This window comes from Aequorivita sp. IT1282 (genome assembly GCF_058068205.1).
Window position 1 is genome coordinate 1 of the sequence record NZ_JBYRHR010000005.1, and the last position, 20,444, is coordinate 20,444.

A 20,444-nucleotide genomic window follows, 5' to 3' on the forward strand; every position below is an offset into this window, starting at 1 on the left:
AGAGCGAATTACTAACTTTCCCAACATCCTAGCTGCTGTTCTAAGCGGGTGCAAATATAACACCCTTTTTATAACCGGCAATACTTTTTAAAGTATTTTTTTTCTAAATTTTAAAGAGCGTGTTTCAAGCTTTTCGACAACCAAATCTGTTATCTGAAGCGGGGTGCAAATGTACTCCCTTTTTTGTAACCTGCAATACTTTTTTTAAAGTATTTTTCTTAATTTTAAAAGAACTTGTTTTTGCTTTTCAAACTACCGAGGTTGTTATTCTAAGCGGGTGCAAATATAGATCGCTTTTCGATACCCACAAACTTATTTGAAGCTTTTTTTTCAATATTTACAATACTTCACACCAACTATCTCAACTGATAATACTTACGGCAAAAATATTTTTTGGACCACTTATACCTTAATATATAGACCAAATAAAACATCAAATATTCCACCTTTTAACCCAGAGGCTTTCACTCCTCTATTCTTCCTGTCAAATACAGCTATATCGATCATATAAAATTTGATTCCTTATACCTATAATAAGCAAAACCAATTATTGCAAGGCGCCAAAACTAATAGTATCTTTGCACCCTAAAATTTTTCAGTTTATGATAGCCATTACCTTACCAGATGGAAGTGTAAAGAATTTTGATGCAGGGGTTACTCCTATGGATGTAGCCAAAAGCATTAGCGAAGGATTTGCACGAAACGTAATTTCTGCATCCTTTAACGAGCTTACCGTAGAAACGAGCACTCCTTTAATGAAAGACGGAAGTCTTATACTATATACATGGAATAACGAAGAAGGGAAGAAAGCGTTTTGGCATTCTTCTGCCCACATCCTTGCGCAGGCTTTGGAGCAACTCTATCCTGGAATCAAATTAACGATTGGTCCAGCTATTGAAAATGGGTTTTATTACGATGTAGATTTTGGAGACAAAACTATTTCAGAAAAAGATTTAAAAGAGATAGAGGATAAAATGATAACCATTGCTCGTGGCAAGCACGAATTTTCAATTCGTGAAACTTCGAAGAGTGATGCATTAGATTACTATAAAAAGCAAAACAACGAATATAAAGTAGAGCTGATTGAAAATCTGGAAGACGGAACCATAACCTTCTGCGACCATGATAACTTTACAGATCTATGCCGAGGCGGACATATTCCGAATACTGGAATTGTAAAAGCCATTAAATTAATGAGTATTGCCGGAGCCTATTGGAGAGGTGATGAAAATAACAAGCAGCTAACTCGTATTTACGGTATCAGTTTTCCAAAACAAAAGGATTTAACTGAATACCTTGAGTTACTAGAACAGGCAAAACAACGCGACCACAGAAAACTTGGAAAAGAGCTTGAGCTTTTCACCTTTTCAAAAAAAGTTGGTCAAGGTCTTCCATTGTGGCTTCCTAAAGGAGCTGCACTTCGTGAAAGACTTGAGAACTTCCTGAAGAAAGCTCAGAAAAAGGCTGGTTACGAAATGGTAATCACTCCTCATATTGGTCAAAAGGAACTTTATGTTACTTCTGGTCATTATGAAAAGTATGGAGCAGATAGCTTTCAACCTATACATACACCAAGCGAAGGCGAAGAGTTTCTTTTGAAACCAATGAACTGTCCGCATCATTGCGAAATTTACAATAGCAGACCTTGGTCTTATAAAGATTTACCGAAACGTTTTGCTGAATTCGGTACAGTATATAGGTATGAGCAAAGTGGAGAGCTTCACGGTTTAACTCGTGTTCGCGGTTTTACGCAAGATGACGCACATATTTTCTGTATGCCAGACCAATTAGACGATGAGTTTAAGAAGGTAATTGATTTGGTGTTATATGTTTTCGGTTCTTTAGGATTTGAGAATTTCTATACGCAAGTTTCATTGCGCGATCCAAAGAAACCAGAGAAATACATTGGAAGTCTAGAAAATTGGGATAAAGCAGAAAAAGCAATTATTAGTGCTGCCGAAGCAAAAGGACTTGATTATAAAATTGAATACGGCGAAGCAGCCTTTTACGGTCCAAAACTGGATTTCATGGTAAAAGATGCACTTGGAAGAAGCTGGCAATTGGGAACAATTCAGGTAGATTACAACCTTCCAGAGCGTTTTGAATTAGAGTACAAAGGCAGTGATAACGAGATGCATAGACCGGTGATGATACACCGTGCACCTTTTGGAAGCATGGAGCGTTTTGTTGCTATATTGTTAGAGCACACTGGGGGTAACTTCCCGCTTTGGCTTATGCCTGAGCAAGTGAGCATATTATCTTTGAGTGAAAAATATGAAAAATACTCACAAAAAGTTTTAGATTTGCTTGAAAATGACGAAATTCGCGCCCTTGTTGACAATAGAAATGAGACAATTGGCAAGAAAATTAGGGAGGCAGAAATGAATAAAATCCCTTATATGTTGATTGTAGGGGAGCAGGAGGAAAAAGATGGAACGATTTCTGTGCGTAAGCACGGCGAAGGCGATCTAGGTACAATGACTCCGCAAGCCTTCTCAAAATTGATTCAGGAAGAGATTAAAAAAGAATCGAAAGAATTTAATGTTTAACTAAAATTAGTACGCCATAGCAATACGTAGAAAAAGAAGTAGAGGACCTGCAAGGATAATTAAGGAAGATCAACACAGAATCAATGGAAAGATTCGTGCTGAAGAAGTCCGCCTTGTAGGAGACAATGTTGAAATAGGAGTTTATCCTTTAAAGAAAGCACGTGAATTTGCTGAAGAGCAAGAACTTGATCTTGTAGAAATTTCACCAAATGCAAACCCTCCCGTTTGTAAAGTAATAGACTATAAAAAGTTTGTTTACGAACAGAAGAAACGCGAAAAAGTTTTAAAGGCAAAAGCTACCAAAGTTACCATTAAGGAAATTAGGTTCGGGCCCAATACAGACGATCACGATTATGATTTCAAAAAGAAGCACGGCGAAAAGTTTTTGCAGGAAGGCTCAAAATTGAAAGCATATGTGTTCTTTAAAGGACGATCAATTATCTATAAAGACCAAGGTGAAATTTTACTTTTACGTCTTGCTAGAGATCTTGAGGAATTCGGAAAAGTAGAGTCGATGCCAAAACTTGAAGGAAAGCGAATGATAATGTTCATCGCGCCGAAGAAAAAGTAATCTATACGCAGGTTTCAATAATCTGCATTGATTCAAAATAAAAAGACACTTCAGATTCTTATTGAATTTGCAGTTTACAATAAAGCGAAATAATTAATAATAAAGTAGGAAAACATGCCGAAACAAAAAACAAAATCCAGTGCCAAAAAGCGTTTTAAGCTAACAGGTACAGGTAAGATTAAAAGAAAGCATGCGTTTAAAAGCCACATCTTAACAAAGAAAAGCAAAAAACGTAAACTTGCATTAACCCATGATGGGTTAGTTCACAAGGCCGACGAGAGTAATGTTAAGCAAATGCTTCGAATGAAGTAATACCGCTTAACCGGTTAAAACTATTATTTAAACCCTGGAGTAGCGCTCATAAAAGTATTCAGTATTCAGTGATCAGAAATCAGTGTTTGCGAATCGCCTGCTACAAAAACATTTAAAATTATGCCAAGATCAGTAAATTCAGTAGCGAAGAGAGCCCGCCGTAAAAAGGTTCTTAAACAAGCCAAAGGTTACTTTGGAAGACGTAAAAATGTATGGACAGTAGCTAAAAACGCCGTAGATAAAGCAATGCTTTATTCATACCGTGACCGTCGTGTAAAAAAGAGAAATTTCAGATCCTTATGGATTACCCGTATTAACGCGGGTGCAAGACAGCATGGAATGTCTTATTCACAATTTATGGGTAGTATGAAAAGTAGTGGAATCGAACTTAACCGTAAGGTTTTGGCAGATTTGGCTATGAACCATCCAGAGGCTTTTGCCGCAATCGTAAAACAAGTAAAATAAGACATTAACTATATTATTTCGCCTAAAAACCGCTTCAGAAATGAGGCGGTTTTTTTATGCCTCAAATTCAAGTAAAGTAGAATTAGTATCTTCGTTTAAAATTGAAATGATGCTCCGCTCCTACTTTCTTCTTTTAATAGCTTTGGCGTTTTCGGGAAACTATATTTTCGCACAAAAAGGAACTGGCAAACTATACAGAATTGATCGTTACGAATCTATATATCTGCCTCTAGGTAAGATTTCATTTGCCGATAAACTAATAGCATATAAAGTTGGAAAGCCTGCGCCAATTAAAAAATACAGAGACAGCATACAATCGCTTCACGAACCAAATTACAGAAATTACCAAACGCCCAATTTTCTTTCCTTGGGGTGCGGTGGTTCTTTAACTGTTCAATTTACCGATAATGGTTTTATGAATTTGCCCGGCGATGATCTTTACATTTTTGAAGTTGGTCCCTCACGTGAGGCTGCAAAAATAGAGATTTCACAAGACGGAGTTGATTGGGTTTATGCGGGGAAAATAGCAGGCGGAAAATCGTCTATAGAATTAAGTGATGCGGGAATTGACGAAGAAAGAGTATTCTACTTTTTACGGATTACAGATATGGAAGATCTTTGCAGAAGCATAAGTGCTGGTGCCGATATTGATGCAATTGGAGCTATAAACAGTGTTATAAAACTTACTATAAATGCCGATGTTTTGTTTGATGTAGCAAAATATGATTTGAAGGAAACTGCAAAACACAGTCTCGATTCTTTGGTGAAAACCATTCAACGAGTAGACAAAGCAACCATTTTGATAGAAGGCCATACCGATAGTGACGGAGACGAAACTCTAAATATGATACTTTCTGAAAACAGATGCATTTCCGTAAAGGATAGGTTAGTAGAAATATTTGGTGAAAATTCCCTATATGAATTCCAAATAAAACCCTACGGCGAAAGCAAAGCTCGTGTTCCGAATGATTCTAAAGAAAATAAACAACTTAATAGAAGAGTAGAAATTACGGTTTTGCCACCAAAAGACTATTACGAAGGGCTTGCTAAGTGAGACCCTTCGACTGCGCTCAGGGTGACAAAGTAGTAAGAAGAAAGACCTTTCGACTGCGCTCAAGGGGACATATTGCGCTCAGGGGGACAGATTGCGCTCAAAAACCTAGGTTTTTTGCTTTTTCTTTTTGGCGGCAGGGAATAACACATTGTTCAAAATAAGTCTGTAGCCAGGTGATTTTGGGTGTAGTGCCAATTCTGTCTTGGCATCCCCTACTCTATGTTGATAATCTTCGGGGTCGTGACCTCCATAAAACGTAAAGAATCCTTTTCCTTTTATTCCGTGAATATAGCGCGCTTCTCCGTTGCTTTTGTTTTCGCCCATCACCAAAACATTGCTTTTAATTTCGTCTGGGTCAAAAGATGTTGTTTGTCCCATAAATCCCTTTACCAATGAAGTATGGTTTTGGCAAAGCATGGTAGGAATCGGGTCCCATTTCGCGGAGTAATCCATTAATGTGAAATAATCTGATTCCTTTGCAATGCGACGTTTCTCCGTCATATCGATACTCGAAAATTCATAAACCATCGGGTTACGCTCCAAAATATAATCCTTAAATGCGAAGGTTTTGTTGTAATCAATTTTGCTTTGGTAGCCAGCTTCACTTGGATCTCCATCAAACATTGGTTCACAAATATCAACACCTTCTGCGGAAAGTGCGATGTCAAAACTATCCGTTGCACTACACATAGCAAACATAAATCCGCCGCCAATTACATAATCACGAATTTTCTTGGCAACATCCAGCTTCTCTTCAGAAACTTTATTATATCCCAATTTTGTAGCAAGGGCTTCGGCTTTATTTTTTTCTTCAATATACCAAGGTGCAGAACGATAGGCACGGTAGAATTTTCCGTATTGACCAGTAAAATCTTCGTGGTGTAAATGCAACCAATCGTAGAGAATTAGTTGGTCGCTTAAAACCTCTTCGTCATAAATTACGGTATATGGAATTTCAGCATAGGTCAAAACCATAGTCACGGCATCGTCCCACGGAAGATTTCCTTTTGGGGAATAAACCGCAACTTTAGGTGCTTTTTCTAAAACTACAGCGTCCATATTTTTAGATGGACTACTAATATCAGTAAGAATTTGTTCGGTTTTACTATCGGAAATAACTTCAAAAGAGACGCCGCGAATCTGGCATTCTCTTTGAATTTCGGGAGAATCTGGCATTAAAAATGAACCGCCGCGATAATTGAGCAGCCATTTTACTTTTTGCTGTTTCTCCAAAACCCAATAAGTAATTCCGTAAGCTTTTAGGTGCTCCTTTTGACTTTCGGCATCCATAGGAATAAGGATATATGAAGCGGAAGCTTTTATTGAAAAAAGAAGTAAAAATATGATAAGAATAAATCGTGTCATCGTGCGAATATAACGACAATTTTTAAGCCATGTTTTAGATATGAAAAAATATAATTGGAAAGAGAGACCCTTCGACTGCGCTCAGGGTGACATGTTGCGGTCATGGTCAGAGTTAAATTAGAATCAAAGACCTTTCGACTGCGCTCAAGGTGACACATGAGTTGATCGTGATAAAGTAATTAGAATGAAAAACCCTTCGACTGCGCTCAGGGGGACAGGTTAATTAGAAAGGTACGTCGTTATCATCATCTGCAGAGAAATCATTGTTCATTGAACTTCCGAAAGCTTCGTTTGCTGAAGGCAAATTTTTGGTTTTAAACGTATCGTCATTAGCAGCATCGTTCATTCTAGAATGAATTTCTGTGGGGATGTCGAAGGTTTCTAGGTTATCAAACTTACCTAAATTACCTACGAACTTAAGTCGAATTTCATCTAAGCCACCATTACGGTGTTTTGCTATTATAAGTTCGGCTTGGCCCGCAGTTGGGGTGTGTTCTTCATCATCCCATTCGTCAATCTTGTAATATTCTGGGCGATAAATAAAGGAAACAATATCTGCATCTTGCTCAATTGCTCCAGATTCACGAAGGTCAGATAGTAATGGTCTCTTACTACCTCCACGTGTTTCAACAGCACGAGAAAGCTGGGACAGTGCAATTACGGGAATACTTAATTCCTTTGCTAATGCTTTTAGGTTACGCGAAATAGTAGATATTTCTTGTTCCCTGTTACCTCCTTTTTGGCTTCCACCTGCCGTCATTAATTGCAAATAATCTACAATTATAAGCTTAATGCCGTGTTGGGAAGAAAGTCTTCTTGCCTTGGCGCGTAAATCGAAAATAGAAAGTGAAGGAGTGTCATCAATAAAAAGTGGGGCTTTTTCGAGGCCTTTTACTTTAACGTTCAACTGCTCCCATTCGTGTTTTTCGAGATTTCCAGTACGTAATTTTTCTGAACTCAACTGAGTTTCTGAGGAAATTAAACGAGTAATAAGTTGTACGGACGACATTTCCAAAGAGAAAAAGGCTACCGGAATATTGTGTTCAACAGCCATATTTCGAGCCATTGAAAGCGTTAATGCTGTTTTACCCATACCAGGACGAGCAGCAATAATAATTAAATCACTAGGTTGCCAGCCCGAAGTAAGGTTATCTAGTTTTGTAAAACCAGAAGGAACTCCCGAAAGGCCTTCCTTATTGGCAATTTCTTCAATTCTTTTCTTCGCTTGAATTACAAGATTCTGAGCAGTTTCTGAAGAACGTTTAATATTTCCCTGTGTAACTTCATATAATTTTGCTTCAGCGTTGTCTAAAAGATCAAAAACGTCTGTGCCTTCATTATACGAATCTTCGATTATTTCGTTTGAAATTTTTATTAGACTTCGTTGGATATATTTCTGAAGAATAATACGCGCGTGGAACTCAATATGTGCCGAAGAAGACACTTTTTGGGTTAATTGTATCAAGTAAAACTCACCTCCCACAAGTTCCAGTTTCCCTTGTTTCTTAAGTTGCGTAGAAACGGTTAATAAGTCTACTGGTTGGCTGTCTTCGAACAAATTATGGATGGCCTCAAAGATGTGTTGATGGGCTTGTTTATAGAAAACCTCAGAATGTAGGATATCTATTACTTCATCAACTCCTTTTTTGTCAATCATCAAAGCCCCAAGTACAACTTCTTCTAAATCAAGGGCTTGTGGCGGTATTTTGCCTTTTTCAAGCGATATAACTTGCGTAGGGCGAGATGAATAACTAGTTTGGGGTTTGATTTTTTCCATGAAGCGAATGTAAAGAAAATGTTAAGAGAAATGATAGATTAGTAGAGTTACGATATTAACCGTTCTTCAACAATTGAACTGTTGAAAACTCCGATTTATTGTTGATAACCCGTAAAAAAATCCGAGGCTCTCGCTTCGGATTTACGGTATGATAAGCTATAGTACGTTTTAACCTTTGAACTCGCCCATATCTAAATATTTTTCCATCCTATTTTTTACCAAATCGGTTGGGGATAACATTTTTAATGAATTATAAGTCTTTTCAATTACCTCAGCAACTGTTGTAAAAGTCTTTTCTCGATTACTATGAGCGCCACCTAAAGGTTCCTTGACAATTTCGTCAATAAGCTTCAGTTTTTTCATATCAATAGCCGTAAGTTTTAGAGCTTCGGCTGCTTGTTCTTTAAATTCCCAGCTTCTCCATAATATAGAGGAGCAGCTTTCTGGAGAAATTACAGAGTACCAGGTATTTTCTAGCATTAGCACTTTATCGCCAACACCAATTCCTAAAGCACCACCACTTGCACCTTCACCAATTATTACAACCATAATTGGAACTTTAAGGCGGGTCATTTCGAGAATGTTTCGGGCAATGGCTTCACCTTGTCCTCTTTCTTCAGCTTCTAAACCTGGGAAAGCACCGGGTGTATCTACGAAACATACTACAGGTACATTAAATTTTTCTGCAGATTTCATTAAGCGCAACGCTTTTCTGTAACCTTCGGGATTTGCCATTCCGAAGTTTCGGTATTGGCGCGTTTTTGTATTGAAACCTTTTTGCTGGCCTACGAACATATAACTTTGGTTGCCAATTTTACCGAGGCCACCAACCATTGCTTTGTCGTCTTTAAAACCACGATCACCGTGAAGTTCTAAAAATGAATCGCCACAAATGGCTTTTATATAATCCATTGTATATGGACGATCGGGATGACGCGATAACTGAACGCGCTGCCAAGGGGTTAGGTTTTTATATATGTCTAATTTGGTTTCTTTTAGCTTTTTTTCAATCTGCTTGCAGGTGTTAGTTACATCTACATCGCTCTCCTCACCAATAAGGCAAGCTTTTTCGTATTGCTCCTGCAATTCTTTAATAGGGAGTTCAAAATCAAGATATTCCATAATTTATTCCTTCGTTTTATAAAGGTTGGTGTACAAAGATAAAATTTTGTTTTTAGGTGTTGCTCAATCTTCTTCGTTTTCTTTCCTGAGTAATTTTAATGATACCGTTGGCTACTACTGTAAGTAATATAATAGCTGCGCCGTAATAAAATTGCGGACTCATGTTTTCAGAATCGCCCAAAACGATGAGTGCCAAAATGATACCGTACACAGGTTCCATATTTATGGTAAGCATTACTGTGTATGGGCTAATCCATTTCATTACATGTATTGAAGCAATAAAAGCATAGGCAGTACAACCAGATGCCAAGATGAATAAATAAATCCAATCGTGCGTTGAAACGGTGAAGAATTCAGGTGTAAATTTTCCAGAAAATGCTAAGTAGATTGTTATTCCCAACACGCCGAATAGTAGTTCGTAAAATGAAATTGCCGAGGCTTTATGCTTTAGTATAAACTTGCCATTTATTACCGAAAATAGTGCGCTTAAGAATGCTGAGATAAGCGCCAGTATAATTCCTAAAGTATAAGATCCTTCTACATCAAAAATAATGTAGAGCCCAACGACTACTATGAGCCCGAAGAGTACTTCGTATAAAATAATTTTTCTTCCGTATAATAAGGGCTCTAAAAATGATGCGAAGAATGCTCCTGTGGAAATTACTGCGAGCGTCACCGAAACGTTTGAAGCTTTTATGGCTCCAAAGAAAGTGAGCCAGTGCAATGCTATTATAATTCCCGCTAGGGCAAAACCTCCCAAGGTTTTTAGCGGGAATTTTAAATTCTCTTTTCTCGCTTTCAGAAATATCAAAATTATTACAGAAGCCATAAGCATCCGGTACCAAACCAGTGGGATGGCTTCCAAAGAAATTAGTGCGCCTAAAACGGCAGTAAAACCCCAGATAAATACTATAAAATGTAGGTGGAGGTAGTTGAGGAGCTTATCGTTTCGCATTTCTTAAAAGATAGATTGCTAAAATTGCGAATACAAAGTTAGGAAACCAAGTAGCTATAAGCGGAGAAAAATCACTCTGCTCTGCCATGGTACCGAATACTTTATCAAAAAATACAAAAATCATCCCTATACTAATCCCAATAGCAAGGTTAAGCCCCATTCCCCCGCGTCTTTTTACTGAGGAAACTGCAACGGCAATAATGGTTAAAATATAGGCTGAAACGGGCAAACTCCAACGTTTGTAACGAACCACTTCGTACCTATTTATATAGGAGGAACCACGTGCTTTTTCTTTTTTGATAAAATCGTTCAACTCCGTAAAATTTAATGTCTCCGCGATATAGGTTACTGGCGTTAAATCTTCCAAATCGAAAGAGAACACAGTGTCTAGTTTGGGTTTACTTTCTAAAATATCATGGTTCTCCCCTATTTTTCGTTTGTTGTAATGAAACAGTGAATAGGTACTGTCCTTGTCATTATATTTAATCTGTCCTGCTGAGATTTTATAGGTCATCTCGTTTCCTTCAAAGTGTTCTAAAGTGAAGTTGCTTCCTATTTTATCTGTTACATTAAAGTAGCTTACGTAGATGTAATCGTTGTCGTTAATCTGAGTGTAAACGTTGCTTTGATCCCGATCCTGTTTCCCTTTTTTTAGATAATTATAAGAGAACTCATTAAAACCTTTACTTGCCTTTGGCGCCAAATACATACTGAAACCAAGAGCTGCAATACAAACGATGGTGGCTCCTATAATATAAGGTCTCAGAAAACGATAATAGGAAACCCCACTACTCAAAAAGGCAATTACCTCGGTATCATTGGCGAGTTTTGAGGTAAACCAAATAACAGAAAGAAATAGAAATAGCGGAAATAATAGGTTTGCGAAGTAAATAGTGAAATTATAGAGATAAATCATCACCTCCATAAAAGGCACTTCGTTTTCGAGGATTTTATCTATTTTCTCTGCAAGGTGAACGGTGATTCCAATAGGTATAAATAGCAATAGCAGGAGCGTGAAAGTGCCCAAGTATTTTTTAAGTATGTATCTATCGAGTATGCTAAGCATCTTACAATCGTTGTTCCAATTTTTTTACCATTATGTTTTTCCATTGGGCGAAATCACCCGCTAATATATGTTTTCTGGCCTCGCGAACCAACCATAAATAGAACCCTAGATTATGAATAGTTGCTATTTGTCTTCCTAACATTTCATTCACGGTAAACAGATGACGAAGGTATGCTTTGCTATAGTCTGTATCTACCCAAGTTATGGCCATAGGATCGATGACTGAAAGATCATCTCCCCACTTTTTGTTCTTTATATTGATAATTCCTTCGGAAGTGAAAAGCATCCCATTGCGCCCATTTCTAGTTGGCATAACGCAGTCGAACATATCTACACCTAAAGCGATGTTTTCTAAAATATTTGCTGGTGTTCCCACGCCCATTAAATACCTCGGTTTATCCTTCGGAAGAATTTCGGTTACTACTGCCGTCATTTCATACATTTCGTCTGCAGGTTCGCCAACTGAAAGTCCGCCAATTGCGTTACCCTCTGCGCCTACCGAAGCAATATACTCTGCAGATTGTCTTCTTAAATCTTTATAAGTACTACCCTGAACGATTGGGAAAAATGTTTGGCCGTAATCGTATTTCAGCGGGGTTTTATCCAAATGTTTTATACAGCGATCTAGCCAGCGATGCGTCATGTGCATAGAACGTTTTGCATAATTATATTCGCAAGGATATGGCGTACACTCATCGAACGCCATAATAATATCGGCACCAATCGAGCGCTGAATTTCCATTACATTTTCGGGGGTGAACACGTGGTAACTACCGTCTATATGACTTTTAAACTTTACACCTTCTTCTTTAATCTTTCTATTTGCCGAAAGCGAATACACTTGGTAGCCGCCACTATCGGTTAAAATATTACGGTCCCAGTTTATAAATTTATGGATACCTCCCGCTTTTTCAATAATAGGCGTTTGCGGTCTTAGGTATAAATGGTAGGTGTTACTTAGAATAACATCCGGATTTATATCTTCTTTTAGTTCGCGCTGGTGTACACCTTTTACGGTGCCCACGGTGCCAACAGGCATAAATATAGGAGTTTCAATTACTCCGTGATCTGTAGTTATAGTTGCGGCGCGGGCGCTGCTTTGTAAGTCGGTGGCTTCTAATTTAAAGTGCATTCAGCAAATTTTATTGAGGGGGCAAAGATAATTTTATTAATTCAGAATTGTGAATTATGAATTATGAATATTGCTACTTATTAGCGAAACCCAGATTATTGTAAAGTTTGAATTCTAAAATCTGAATTGAAAGCATGTTAACAAAACTTCTAAATCGTTAATAAAAGCATTGATATACACTTTGTACGCCCCCTAGAAAACCTTACTTTTGAGGCTGAAATTTAAAACATATTATGGCAGATTACAAAGCACTGGAGGATTTGGTAGTTCAGGTCCGCAGAGATATTTTACGGCAAGTACACAAGGTTAATTCTGGACATCCTGGAGGTTCTCTAGGTTGTGCCGAATTTTTCGTTGCACTTTACAACGAGCTAATGGAACGCAACGATACTTTTGAAATGGATGGCATTGGCGAAGATTTATTCTTCTTGTCTAACGGTCATATTTCTCCTGTATTTTACAGTGTTTTGGCACGTGCAGGATATTTCCCTGTGGAAGAATTGAACACATTCCGCCTACTTAATTCACGTTTACAAGGACATCCAACTACGCACGAAGGTTTACCAGGCATTCGTATTGCTTCGGGATCTTTGGGTCAAGGTATTTCAGCTTCTATTGGTGCTGCACAGGCAAAAGAACTAAACAACGACAAGCATATTATTTACACACTTTGTGGTGATGGCGAATTACAAGAAGGCCAAAACTGGGAAGCAATAATGTATGCTGCCGGAAACAAAGTGGATAATCTAATTGTAACCGTAGATTTAAACGGCCAACAAATTGATGGCTCAACAGACAATGTGCTTCCTATGGGAAACATTAAAGGAAAATTTGAAGCCTTTGGTTGGGATGTTATGGATATTGAAAAAGGAAACGATTTAACAGCAATCATTTCTGGAATGAAGAAAGCAAAAGAAAAAACTGGCAACGGAAAGCCTGTTTGTGTTCTATTGCATACCATTATGGGGAACGGTGTAGATTTTATGATGCACACCCATGATTGGCACGGAAAAGCTCCAAACGATGAGCAGTTGGAAAACGCACTTTCACAAAACCCTGTAACTCTGGGAGATTATTAAATTTGAAAAGATTCACAATGAAAAAATACACAGATACAGGCAAAAAAGATACACGTTCAGGTTTTGGTGATGGATTGACTGAGCTTGGAAAGAAAAATAAAGATGTTGTTGCACTTTGCGCAGATCTTACTGGTTCATTAAAGATGGACGAGTTTAAAGCAAACCATCCGAAGCGCTTTTTTCAAGTAGGAATTGCCGAAGCAAATATGATTGGTATGGCTGCGGGAATGACTATTGGCGGGAAAATTCCTTTTACAGGAACTTTTGCTAATTTCTCTACCGGTCGCGTTTATGACCAAATTAGACAGAGTGTTGCCTATAGCGGTAAAAACGTAAAAATATGTGCATCTCACGCAGGTTTGACTCTAGGTGAAGATGGCGCGACGCATCAAATATTGGAAGATATAGGGTTGATGAAAATGCTTCCTGGAATGACTGTAATCAATACTTGCGATTACAACCAGACTAAAGCTGCAACTATTGCTATCGCAGATTATGAAGGCCCAGTTTATCTTCGTTTTGGACGACCAAAAGTTGCTAACTTCACCCCTGCCGATCAGAATTTTCAGATAGGAAAAGCGGTTCAGTTACAGGAAGGAACTGATGTTACTATTATTGCAACGGGTCATTTAGTTTGGGAAGCTTTGCAAGCAGCAGATACTTTGAACGAAAACGGAATTACAGCCGATGTTATAAACATTCACACTATAAAACCTTTAGATGACGCAGCTATTTTGAAAAGCGTTAAAAAGACCGGTTGTGTAGTTACTGCCGAAGAGCATAATTTTCTTGGTGGTTTAGGTGAAAGCGTAGCGCGTTTGCTTGCAACGCAGCATCCTGCGCCGCAAGAATTAATAGCCACTCAAGATACTTTTGGTGAATCGGGAACCCCAGAGCAATTAATGGATAAATACGGCCTTAATGCTTCAGCAATTGTAAATGCAGTGAAAAAAGTTATAGCTCGCAAATAAATGCAATAGCTATTTCAGAATATCAAAAAAGCCCGACTCTTTATAGAATCGGGCTTTTTTAGTTATTGATTTTTCAGAGATTAATTCTCAGGATCTAAGTAATCTGGAATGCCATCACCATTTGAATCTGGAAATGTTATTACACCATTACCATCTATTTCTATTTCAAATTTAGTGAGTCTGCCGTCGCCATCATCGTCAGTATCTAAATAATTCACAATACCGTCTCCATCAGTATCGTCATCCATCAAGTAGCCATTTCCGCTAAGGTCTTCCATAAAAGAAGGAATTCCATCTTCATCGTGGTCTGCAACTTCGGAAGCGAATAATTCAAAAGAAAATATTACTTGTTCATATTCATCAAGACCACCTGTCGCACCAAATTGATAGTAAGCTAGACCTGAAGGTATAAATACCGCTCCAATACCAAAGTCTTCAAAAGACAGGGTGCCATCAGGATTAGTCGTAACGCTTGCAGCGCCTCTAAACTGTATAATAGCTTGTTGCAGGCCTCTAATAATGCCTGACGATGTTTGGGTATCTACAAGGTTAAACCGAACTGGAATAACTGAGCTATCAAACAAGTCTAAATTCATCAACCTTCCATCATAGGTGTTAGTGGTATAATCTGAAAAATTAGGCTTATCTCCACTACCTTCACGAACACTTAAATAGTAAAGTTTATAGGTAACATCAGTATCAAAAAGATCGACAACCTCTAGGAAGTCTACTTGGTCTAACAACTTTGTTTTAGAGGCGTTATCGCCAGCGATAGTATCAAATTTTATTTTGAAGTTCTGTGGATCGGCCGCAAATTCTTCATAATTGTAAAAGTGAGTTTCCAAAAACGCTTCAATCTCGGCTTGAGCTCTTATTGCTTCGGGTCCTCGATCTCTTGGTGGAATTGTTACAATATCATCACCGTCATCTTTTTTACAAGAAACAGTAACAACGAGCATTACAATTAATAGAGCGATCGCGTATTTAATTTTTATCATCATCAATTTTTTGTGGGCGCAAGATACAATTTTCCGCTATTTTTGCACACTACATTAACGTTGTTTTGAGCATAATAATTATGAGGATTGACAAATATTTATGGGCAGTTCGGTATCTAAAGACTAGAAACATCGCTACGCAAGCTTGTAAAAAAGGCGCAATACGTGTGAATGGTGATATTGTAAAGGCATCGCGAAACGTATATCAAGGCGATAAGATAACGCTTCGGAAAAATCAAATTAATTATCAGCTAGAAGTATTAGACCTTCCGGAAAGCAGAGTTGGCGCTAAGTTGGTAGATATTTACAGAAAAGATACCACCCCAAAAGAAGCTTTTGAAACTAATGAAATGCTTCAATACGCTAAATCTTACTACCGTAAAAAAGGCGTGGGACGACCCACCAAAAAAGACCGAAGAGACATAGATGATTTTACCGAATCTACTGACGAGGAAAACGAAGCGCAATAACTATATTTATAAAAATTAGCAGATGCAAGAAATGAACACCGTAATTCTAGACAAAAAGCAAATAGCTCATAAAATAAAGCGGATAGCTTACCAAATTTACGAAACAAACGTGGACGAAAAAGAAGTGGTAGTGGCTGGAATTACAGGCAATGGCTTTCTTTTAGCAGAAAAAATTAAAACGGAACTAGAGACAATTTCGCCTATAAAAGTTTTGCTTTGCGAAGTAATTATTGATAAAAAGAATCCGACAAAAGAAATTGAAACTTCTTTAAAAAGGGAAGACTACCAAAACAAATCTCTTTTGTTGGTAGATGATGTGCTACATTCGGGGACAACGCTAATTTACGGGGTTAAACATTTCTTAGAAGTGCCATTAAAGCAATTTAAAACCGCAGTGCTAGTAGATAGGAATCACAAAAAATACCCTATAAAGGCCGATTTTAAAGGTATTTCACTATCCACATCATTAAACGAAAACGTTTCAGTTATTTTCGAGGACGGTAGTGACAGGGCAATTTTAGAATAGTTTTGCGATAATTTTCTCAACAGTTTCCGCTACATCTTCTGTAGTAGTATCTATTTTAATATTTGCTTGATTGTAGTAAAATGCTCTTTCAAAAAGATGTTTACGAATAAAGTCATTCACCTCTTCCTCGGTGTTTAAATGTGCCAGCAATGGTCTGTTATCCTTTTCTGAAAGCAATCTGGCTGTCAAAACATCGAGAGGCGTCTTTAAATACACTAAAATAGTTTCTTGCTGTTGCAGCATAAAAGACAGGGAATCGGCGTAACAAGGTGTGCCGCCGCCAGTGGCTAAAACAAAACTGCCCGATTGGTTTAAAAGGTCTTTTAAAACTTTATTTTCTACTTTCCTAAAATAAATTTCTCCTTTAGTTGAAAAAATCTCGGGTATGGTTAAACCTTCGGCGCTTTCAATTTCGGAGTCCATATCTTTAAAGGGAATCTTTAAAACTTTGGCGAGTTTTTCTCCCACGGAAGATTTTCCACTTCCCATATATCCAATTAAGAGTATTTGCATAGCTGTAAAGTTGCGAAGTTCTGCTTCTTTGAGCAAGGAATCGTCCAATATTATGCAGATATTTACTTTAAAAAGGAAGATTTAAAAAAAAGTTGAGTTGGGAGACCCTGTATTTCAGTGCTTTTGAAATTTATTGAAATTTATTGCAATTTCGTTTTGAAAATTTAATTTAATCATAGTATATTTGCACCCGCATAAAGGAAGACCTGGTAGCTCAGTTGGTAGAGCACCTCCCTTTTAAGGAGGTGGTCCCGGGTTCGAGCCCCGGCCAGGTCACAAAATGCTTAAAACCCCTTGATAACTCAAGGGGTTTTTATTGTTTTATAGGGTTTTTGAGTTCTGCGAATGAACATCCCCCCCTGGCCCCCCTTCGAAGGGGGGAATAGATCAAGTTCAATTGATTTAGTTATATAAAAATTGGGGTTATTCTTTAAAGGAATAATGGTAGTGGGACCACGAATACACGAATTTATTTTTATGCCTCGCTTTGCGCGGTCTTATGGTAGTGGGATCACGAATACACGAATATTATTTATTCCTCGCTTTGCTCGAGTTTATGGTAGTGGGACCACGAATACACGAATACACGAATTTTATATATTTCTCGCTTTGCACGGGTTTATGTGAACATCCCCCCTGGCCCCCCTTCGAAGGGGGGGAATAGATTTGTGATGTGTTTTGCATATGCTTTAGATACTATAAAAATACTTTATAGTTACTGTAGACATACTATATATATACTATAACCATACTTTAAATACGCTATAAACTTGACTTTTAGTTGATTAATGATTATATTAGTCGTATCTAAAACATTTTATTATGGCAAAGCAAGTAGGGATTGTTAAACTGAAAGGAACTATTGGAGATATTAATTATTACAACTCCAAGAACGGAGGGCACCTTGCGCGAGCAGCAGGAGGTGGCTTTAGTAAGGACAGGAAGAATAAGGAGAGTCTTGTGCGCACTATGGAAAACGCTTCAGAATTTGGACGTTGTAGTAAGACCAAGAAGTTTTTTAAAATTGCATTGGCGCCATTTTTATGCGTGCGCAAAGACGGCGAACTCCACGGTCGGATGGTGCAAATGTTTACTAGAATTAAGGATAGGGATAAAATAAACACTCGCGGCAAAAGAAATGTGGGTCGTGGCCTTGAAACTCCCATGGGCAGCAAATTGCTGAAGGATTTTGAATTTACGCCTGCCTGCAATGTTATAGAGACCTTAGCGGCCTCTGCCGAGTTTGATTTTACTACGCGAAGGCTAAGCATCACAAATTTTGATGCGAAGACTATTAAATTTCCCGGCGGTGCCACGCATATGGCGCTTACTTTGGGTCTTTTACACTTCGACTTCGACACGCTTGAATATCGTTTAAAGAATAGTGCCCCGCTCTATCTGGACAAGAACTACAGTGCGAATTCTTTTGAAATGCAGGTGGATCTGCCAGAGGTAACTGGGACTGCAATGGCCGTGCTGGGGATGAAGTTTTATCAGGAAGTGCAGGGGACGTATTATTTATTTAGAAGTGCAAATGCAGTGGGGGTTGAGAATTTGGGTACTTCGAGTGGGCTGAGTGTGACGGGTTTGTAGGCAGGTTAAGGGGACCACGAATACACGAATTTTATTTTCTCGGTTTGGCAGGGTCGGGATTACATCCCCCCTTGCCCCCCTTCGAAGGGGGGGGGGAGTGCGGATTGATGAGGGGTGCCACGAATGCATTTATGGTATTGGAGGCCGGGGGCTCATGATGGTGGCTGCATCGTAATGACGTTTGCGTAGGTTAACCACAGAGGGCGCTAAGGAGCCACAAAGAGCACAGAGGTGGAAAGGAAGGAGTTGGGGTTGGTGATACACATTTTAAACGCGCACTACTTGAGGAAGATTGATACTGATTTGTTGAGAGTATTAAAAAGGCAAAACTATATTTAATATGCGGACAGCCCTTCATATTTTGAGGCTCCATAAAATTTAGTGTCACCTCCTTATTATTAAATTATTATTTACAAAACCTAAGCTTTTAGGCACAATCGTTACTTTTTTAGGCATAATCGGTTTATTTTTAGCGTATTCCGACCTTCCTTTTTCATTTACACTCATTAATTTTATCACTGTAATTACAAATAGCAAGGTCACGCGTTGTACACTCGGGCCAGCGGGGCGCAGGTCAGTAAATAGGAAACCCGGATGAAAGAAAACAGGAATGGTTTACTATAGTGGCAAAGAGGACACAGAGGGCGCGGGATCTAAAATTTGTATTGAGGTTATAGGATTCCGAAGTCGGGCCCCTCGATACACCCTCCTGTCGTCGGGTACTTGGGGACCTTGCTGTAGTGACTAAATGAGAGATATAGGATGCAAGCAAATATACTTATACCCCTTCCGTCAGCTAGGATTGAGATTTGGGGGTGCGAACAAACATTTTAGCCCAGCTGCCACCCTGCCCGTATGTGTTTAGGCTGGCTTCCCCTTCAAGAAACTTCTTTCTTTCAAACTAAAATATCGAGAAGGGGAAGGAGCTCGGTGGAAAGGAAGAAACGGAGATGAAGATGAAATTGAAAACGACGTAAGACGTAAGACAAAATGGAAACACGAACCACGACTTAAGGGAATCACGACGATCCTTCGGTGGGCAGGTGCTGGAGTCACTTCAATTTAAAAGATGGAACACGAATCACATGTGGAAGGAACACAGCGTTAATACCGAAAACGCCCTGTTACTCCCCCCTTTGAAGGGGGGCTGGGGGGATGTTCTAGGCAGAAACCAAGAATAAAGTTCCCAATTCCAAGTATGATTTACCCCTTCCGTCAGCCGGGATGGAGATTTGGAGGTACAATCGAACTTTTTCGTCCAGCTGCCACCTTCCCCTTTGTTGTAGCTTTAGAGGTAGTATTGATGATTTTTAAAAGGGGAAGGAGCGCGCGGTGTTGAAACCGATTTCGACATTTTGGGTGAAATCGAAAACGAATACGGGATTCGTTGATTGGTTTATTGGATTGGTGCATTGATTCGCGATGCAAACGCGCGACAGCTAGAGTGGTATTGGCAAACATTTTAAACTCGCGTTGCTTGAGGAAGCATTATTTTTTATGAAGCAATATCATTAAAATGACAATTTGAAAAAATTGTTAAATAGGTCGTTCACTGGCACTAGGGGGGTGTTCACTATCAGAATCGCTCAACTCACATGATGAGGCCCAAATAAATTGATTATTTAAATGTGAGGTTTTATCTTCATCTCCGGAAATATAAAATTATAGGATGAAAAATTGTCTGGGATAAAAAATTGAAGTGTTTTGCCTCATTCATATATTGAAATGTTTTTTGTTTTTCTCCGTAGCGATTTACATACGTTTGGAGGTATAAGGGGGTTCGACTGCGCTCACCCTGACATCAGAACTACGCTCAGGACAGGCTGCTTACACTGGCATTAGGTTTAGGCTGAGGTTTGGAGGTGAAAAGGTTGGAATTGGTAAAGCTTATATGATAGACAACAAACATTTGCTAAAAAAATAGAA

18 protein-coding genes and 1 tRNA gene are annotated in these 20,444 nt (G+C 38.6%); 11 read left to right on the forward strand and 8 right to left on the reverse strand.

Features of this window, described 5'->3' with window-relative positions; all coding sequences use genetic code 11:
- The first annotated feature begins 602 nt into the window (after positions 1–602).
- The 5 genes from thrS to AC3RVG_RS11495 all read left to right on the forward strand — a co-directional run bounded on the left by thrS (position 603) and on the right by AC3RVG_RS11495 (position 4,951).
- The gene (thrS, locus tag AC3RVG_RS11475) at positions 603–2,549 is read left to right on the forward strand and encodes a threonine--tRNA ligase (RefSeq protein WP_489691607.1); all 1,947 of its coding nucleotides are present in this window, start codon (positions 603–605) and stop codon (positions 2,547–2,549) included.
- Positions 2,550–2,607: 58 nt separating this feature from the next.
- Positions 2,608–3,120, forward strand: coding sequence for a translation initiation factor IF-3 (infC, locus tag AC3RVG_RS11480; RefSeq protein WP_489691947.1), 513 nt, complete (start codon positions 2,608–2,610; stop codon positions 3,118–3,120).
- A 114-nt stretch (positions 3,121–3,234) separates the two neighbouring features.
- Complete coding sequence (gene rpmI / locus AC3RVG_RS11485; protein WP_435679519.1) at positions 3,235–3,432, forward strand: 50S ribosomal protein L35; 198 nt, start codon at positions 3,235–3,237, stop codon at positions 3,430–3,432.
- Positions 3,433–3,552: 120 nt separating this feature from the next.
- Positions 3,553–3,897 carry a 50S ribosomal protein L20 gene (rplT, locus tag AC3RVG_RS11490; RefSeq protein WP_489691608.1) on the forward strand — a complete coding sequence of 115 codons (345 nt, stop codon included), beginning with the start codon at positions 3,553–3,555 and terminating at the stop codon, positions 3,895–3,897.
- 40 nt (positions 3,898–3,937) lie between these two features.
- Positions 3,938–4,951 (forward strand): OmpA family protein, encoded by a 1,014-nt coding sequence (locus AC3RVG_RS11495; protein WP_489691609.1) that lies wholly within the window; start codon positions 3,938–3,940, stop codon positions 4,949–4,951.
- Positions 4,952–5,056: 105 nt separating this feature from the next.
- On the opposite strand, the gene AC3RVG_RS11500 is transcribed toward AC3RVG_RS11495, so the two are convergent.
- The 6 genes from AC3RVG_RS11500 to tgt form a co-directional block, all read right to left on the reverse strand.
- Entirely contained in the window at positions 5,057–6,316 is a 1,260-nt protein-coding gene (locus AC3RVG_RS11500) for an asparagine synthetase B (protein WP_489691610.1), read from the reverse strand.
- 223 nt (positions 6,317–6,539) lie between these two features.
- Complete coding sequence (gene dnaB, locus AC3RVG_RS11505; RefSeq protein WP_489691611.1) at positions 6,540–8,093, reverse strand: replicative DNA helicase; 1,554 nt, start codon at positions 8,091–8,093, stop codon at positions 6,540–6,542.
- A gap of 168 nt (positions 8,094–8,261) precedes the next feature.
- The gene (locus AC3RVG_RS11510; protein ID WP_489691612.1) at positions 8,262–9,215 is read right to left on the reverse strand and encodes an acetyl-CoA carboxylase carboxyltransferase subunit alpha; all 954 of its coding nucleotides are present in this window, start codon (positions 9,213–9,215) and stop codon (positions 8,262–8,264) included.
- A gap of 52 nt (positions 9,216–9,267) precedes the next feature.
- On the reverse strand, positions 9,268–10,170 hold the full coding sequence (locus AC3RVG_RS11515; protein ID WP_489691613.1) for a DMT family transporter: 903 nt from the start codon (positions 10,168–10,170) through the stop codon (positions 9,268–9,270).
- Entirely contained in the window at positions 10,157–11,236 is a 1,080-nt protein-coding gene (locus tag AC3RVG_RS11520) for an LptF/LptG family permease (protein WP_489691614.1), read from the reverse strand. The genes AC3RVG_RS11515 and AC3RVG_RS11520 overlap by 14 nt, the downstream gene beginning before the upstream one ends.
- 1 nt (position 11,237) lies before the next feature.
- The gene (gene tgt, locus AC3RVG_RS11525; RefSeq protein ID WP_489691615.1) at positions 11,238–12,368 is read right to left on the reverse strand and encodes a tRNA guanosine(34) transglycosylase Tgt; all 1,131 of its coding nucleotides are present in this window, start codon (positions 12,366–12,368) and stop codon (positions 11,238–11,240) included.
- 233 nt (positions 12,369–12,601) lie between these two features.
- On the opposite strand from tgt, the gene AC3RVG_RS11530 reads away from it, so the two are divergent.
- Together AC3RVG_RS11530 and AC3RVG_RS11535 are read left to right on the forward strand one after the other, a co-directional pair.
- A complete protein-coding gene (locus tag AC3RVG_RS11530; RefSeq protein WP_489691616.1) occupies positions 12,602–13,447 on the forward strand; it encodes a transketolase in 846 nt (281 codons plus the stop codon).
- Positions 13,448–13,464: 17 nt separating this feature from the next.
- Positions 13,465–14,418 (forward strand): transketolase family protein, encoded by a 954-nt coding sequence (locus AC3RVG_RS11535; RefSeq protein WP_489691617.1) that lies wholly within the window; start codon positions 13,465–13,467, stop codon positions 14,416–14,418.
- Between the two features lie 80 nt (positions 14,419–14,498).
- Here the strand turns inward: AC3RVG_RS11535 and AC3RVG_RS11540 are convergent, their stop codons facing one another.
- Positions 14,499–15,419: an FKBP-type peptidyl-prolyl cis-trans isomerase gene (locus AC3RVG_RS11540; RefSeq protein ID WP_489691618.1), complete on the reverse strand. Its 921-nt coding sequence runs from the start codon at positions 15,417–15,419 to the stop codon at positions 14,499–14,501.
- A 77-nt stretch (positions 15,420–15,496) separates the two neighbouring features.
- Between AC3RVG_RS11540 and AC3RVG_RS11545 the strand changes: the two genes are divergently transcribed.
- Positions 15,497–15,886 (forward strand): RNA-binding S4 domain-containing protein, encoded by a 390-nt coding sequence (locus AC3RVG_RS11545; protein ID WP_489691619.1) that lies wholly within the window; start codon positions 15,497–15,499, stop codon positions 15,884–15,886.
- Positions 15,887–15,908: 22 nt separating this feature from the next.
- A complete protein-coding gene (locus AC3RVG_RS11550) occupies positions 15,909–16,412 on the forward strand; it encodes a phosphoribosyltransferase family protein (RefSeq protein ID WP_489691620.1) in 504 nt (167 codons plus the stop codon).
- Here AC3RVG_RS11550 and AC3RVG_RS11555 read toward each other — a convergent pair.
- Positions 16,404–16,925, reverse strand: a complete 522-nt coding sequence (locus tag AC3RVG_RS11555) for a shikimate kinase (RefSeq protein ID WP_489691621.1) — start codon at positions 16,923–16,925, stop codon at positions 16,404–16,406. The genes AC3RVG_RS11550 and AC3RVG_RS11555 overlap by 9 nt on opposite strands.
- Before the next feature lie 203 nt (positions 16,926–17,128).
- Between AC3RVG_RS11555 and AC3RVG_RS11560 the strand changes: the two genes are divergently transcribed.
- Both AC3RVG_RS11560 and AC3RVG_RS11565 read left to right on the forward strand, forming a co-directional pair.
- Positions 17,129–17,201: transfer RNA gene (locus AC3RVG_RS11560), tRNA-Lys, on the forward strand.
- Between the two features lie 546 nt (positions 17,202–17,747).
- Positions 17,748–18,518: a hypothetical protein gene (locus AC3RVG_RS11565; protein ID WP_489691622.1), complete on the forward strand. Its 771-nt coding sequence runs from the start codon at positions 17,748–17,750 to the stop codon at positions 18,516–18,518.
- Positions 18,519–20,444 lie beyond the last annotated feature (1,926 nt).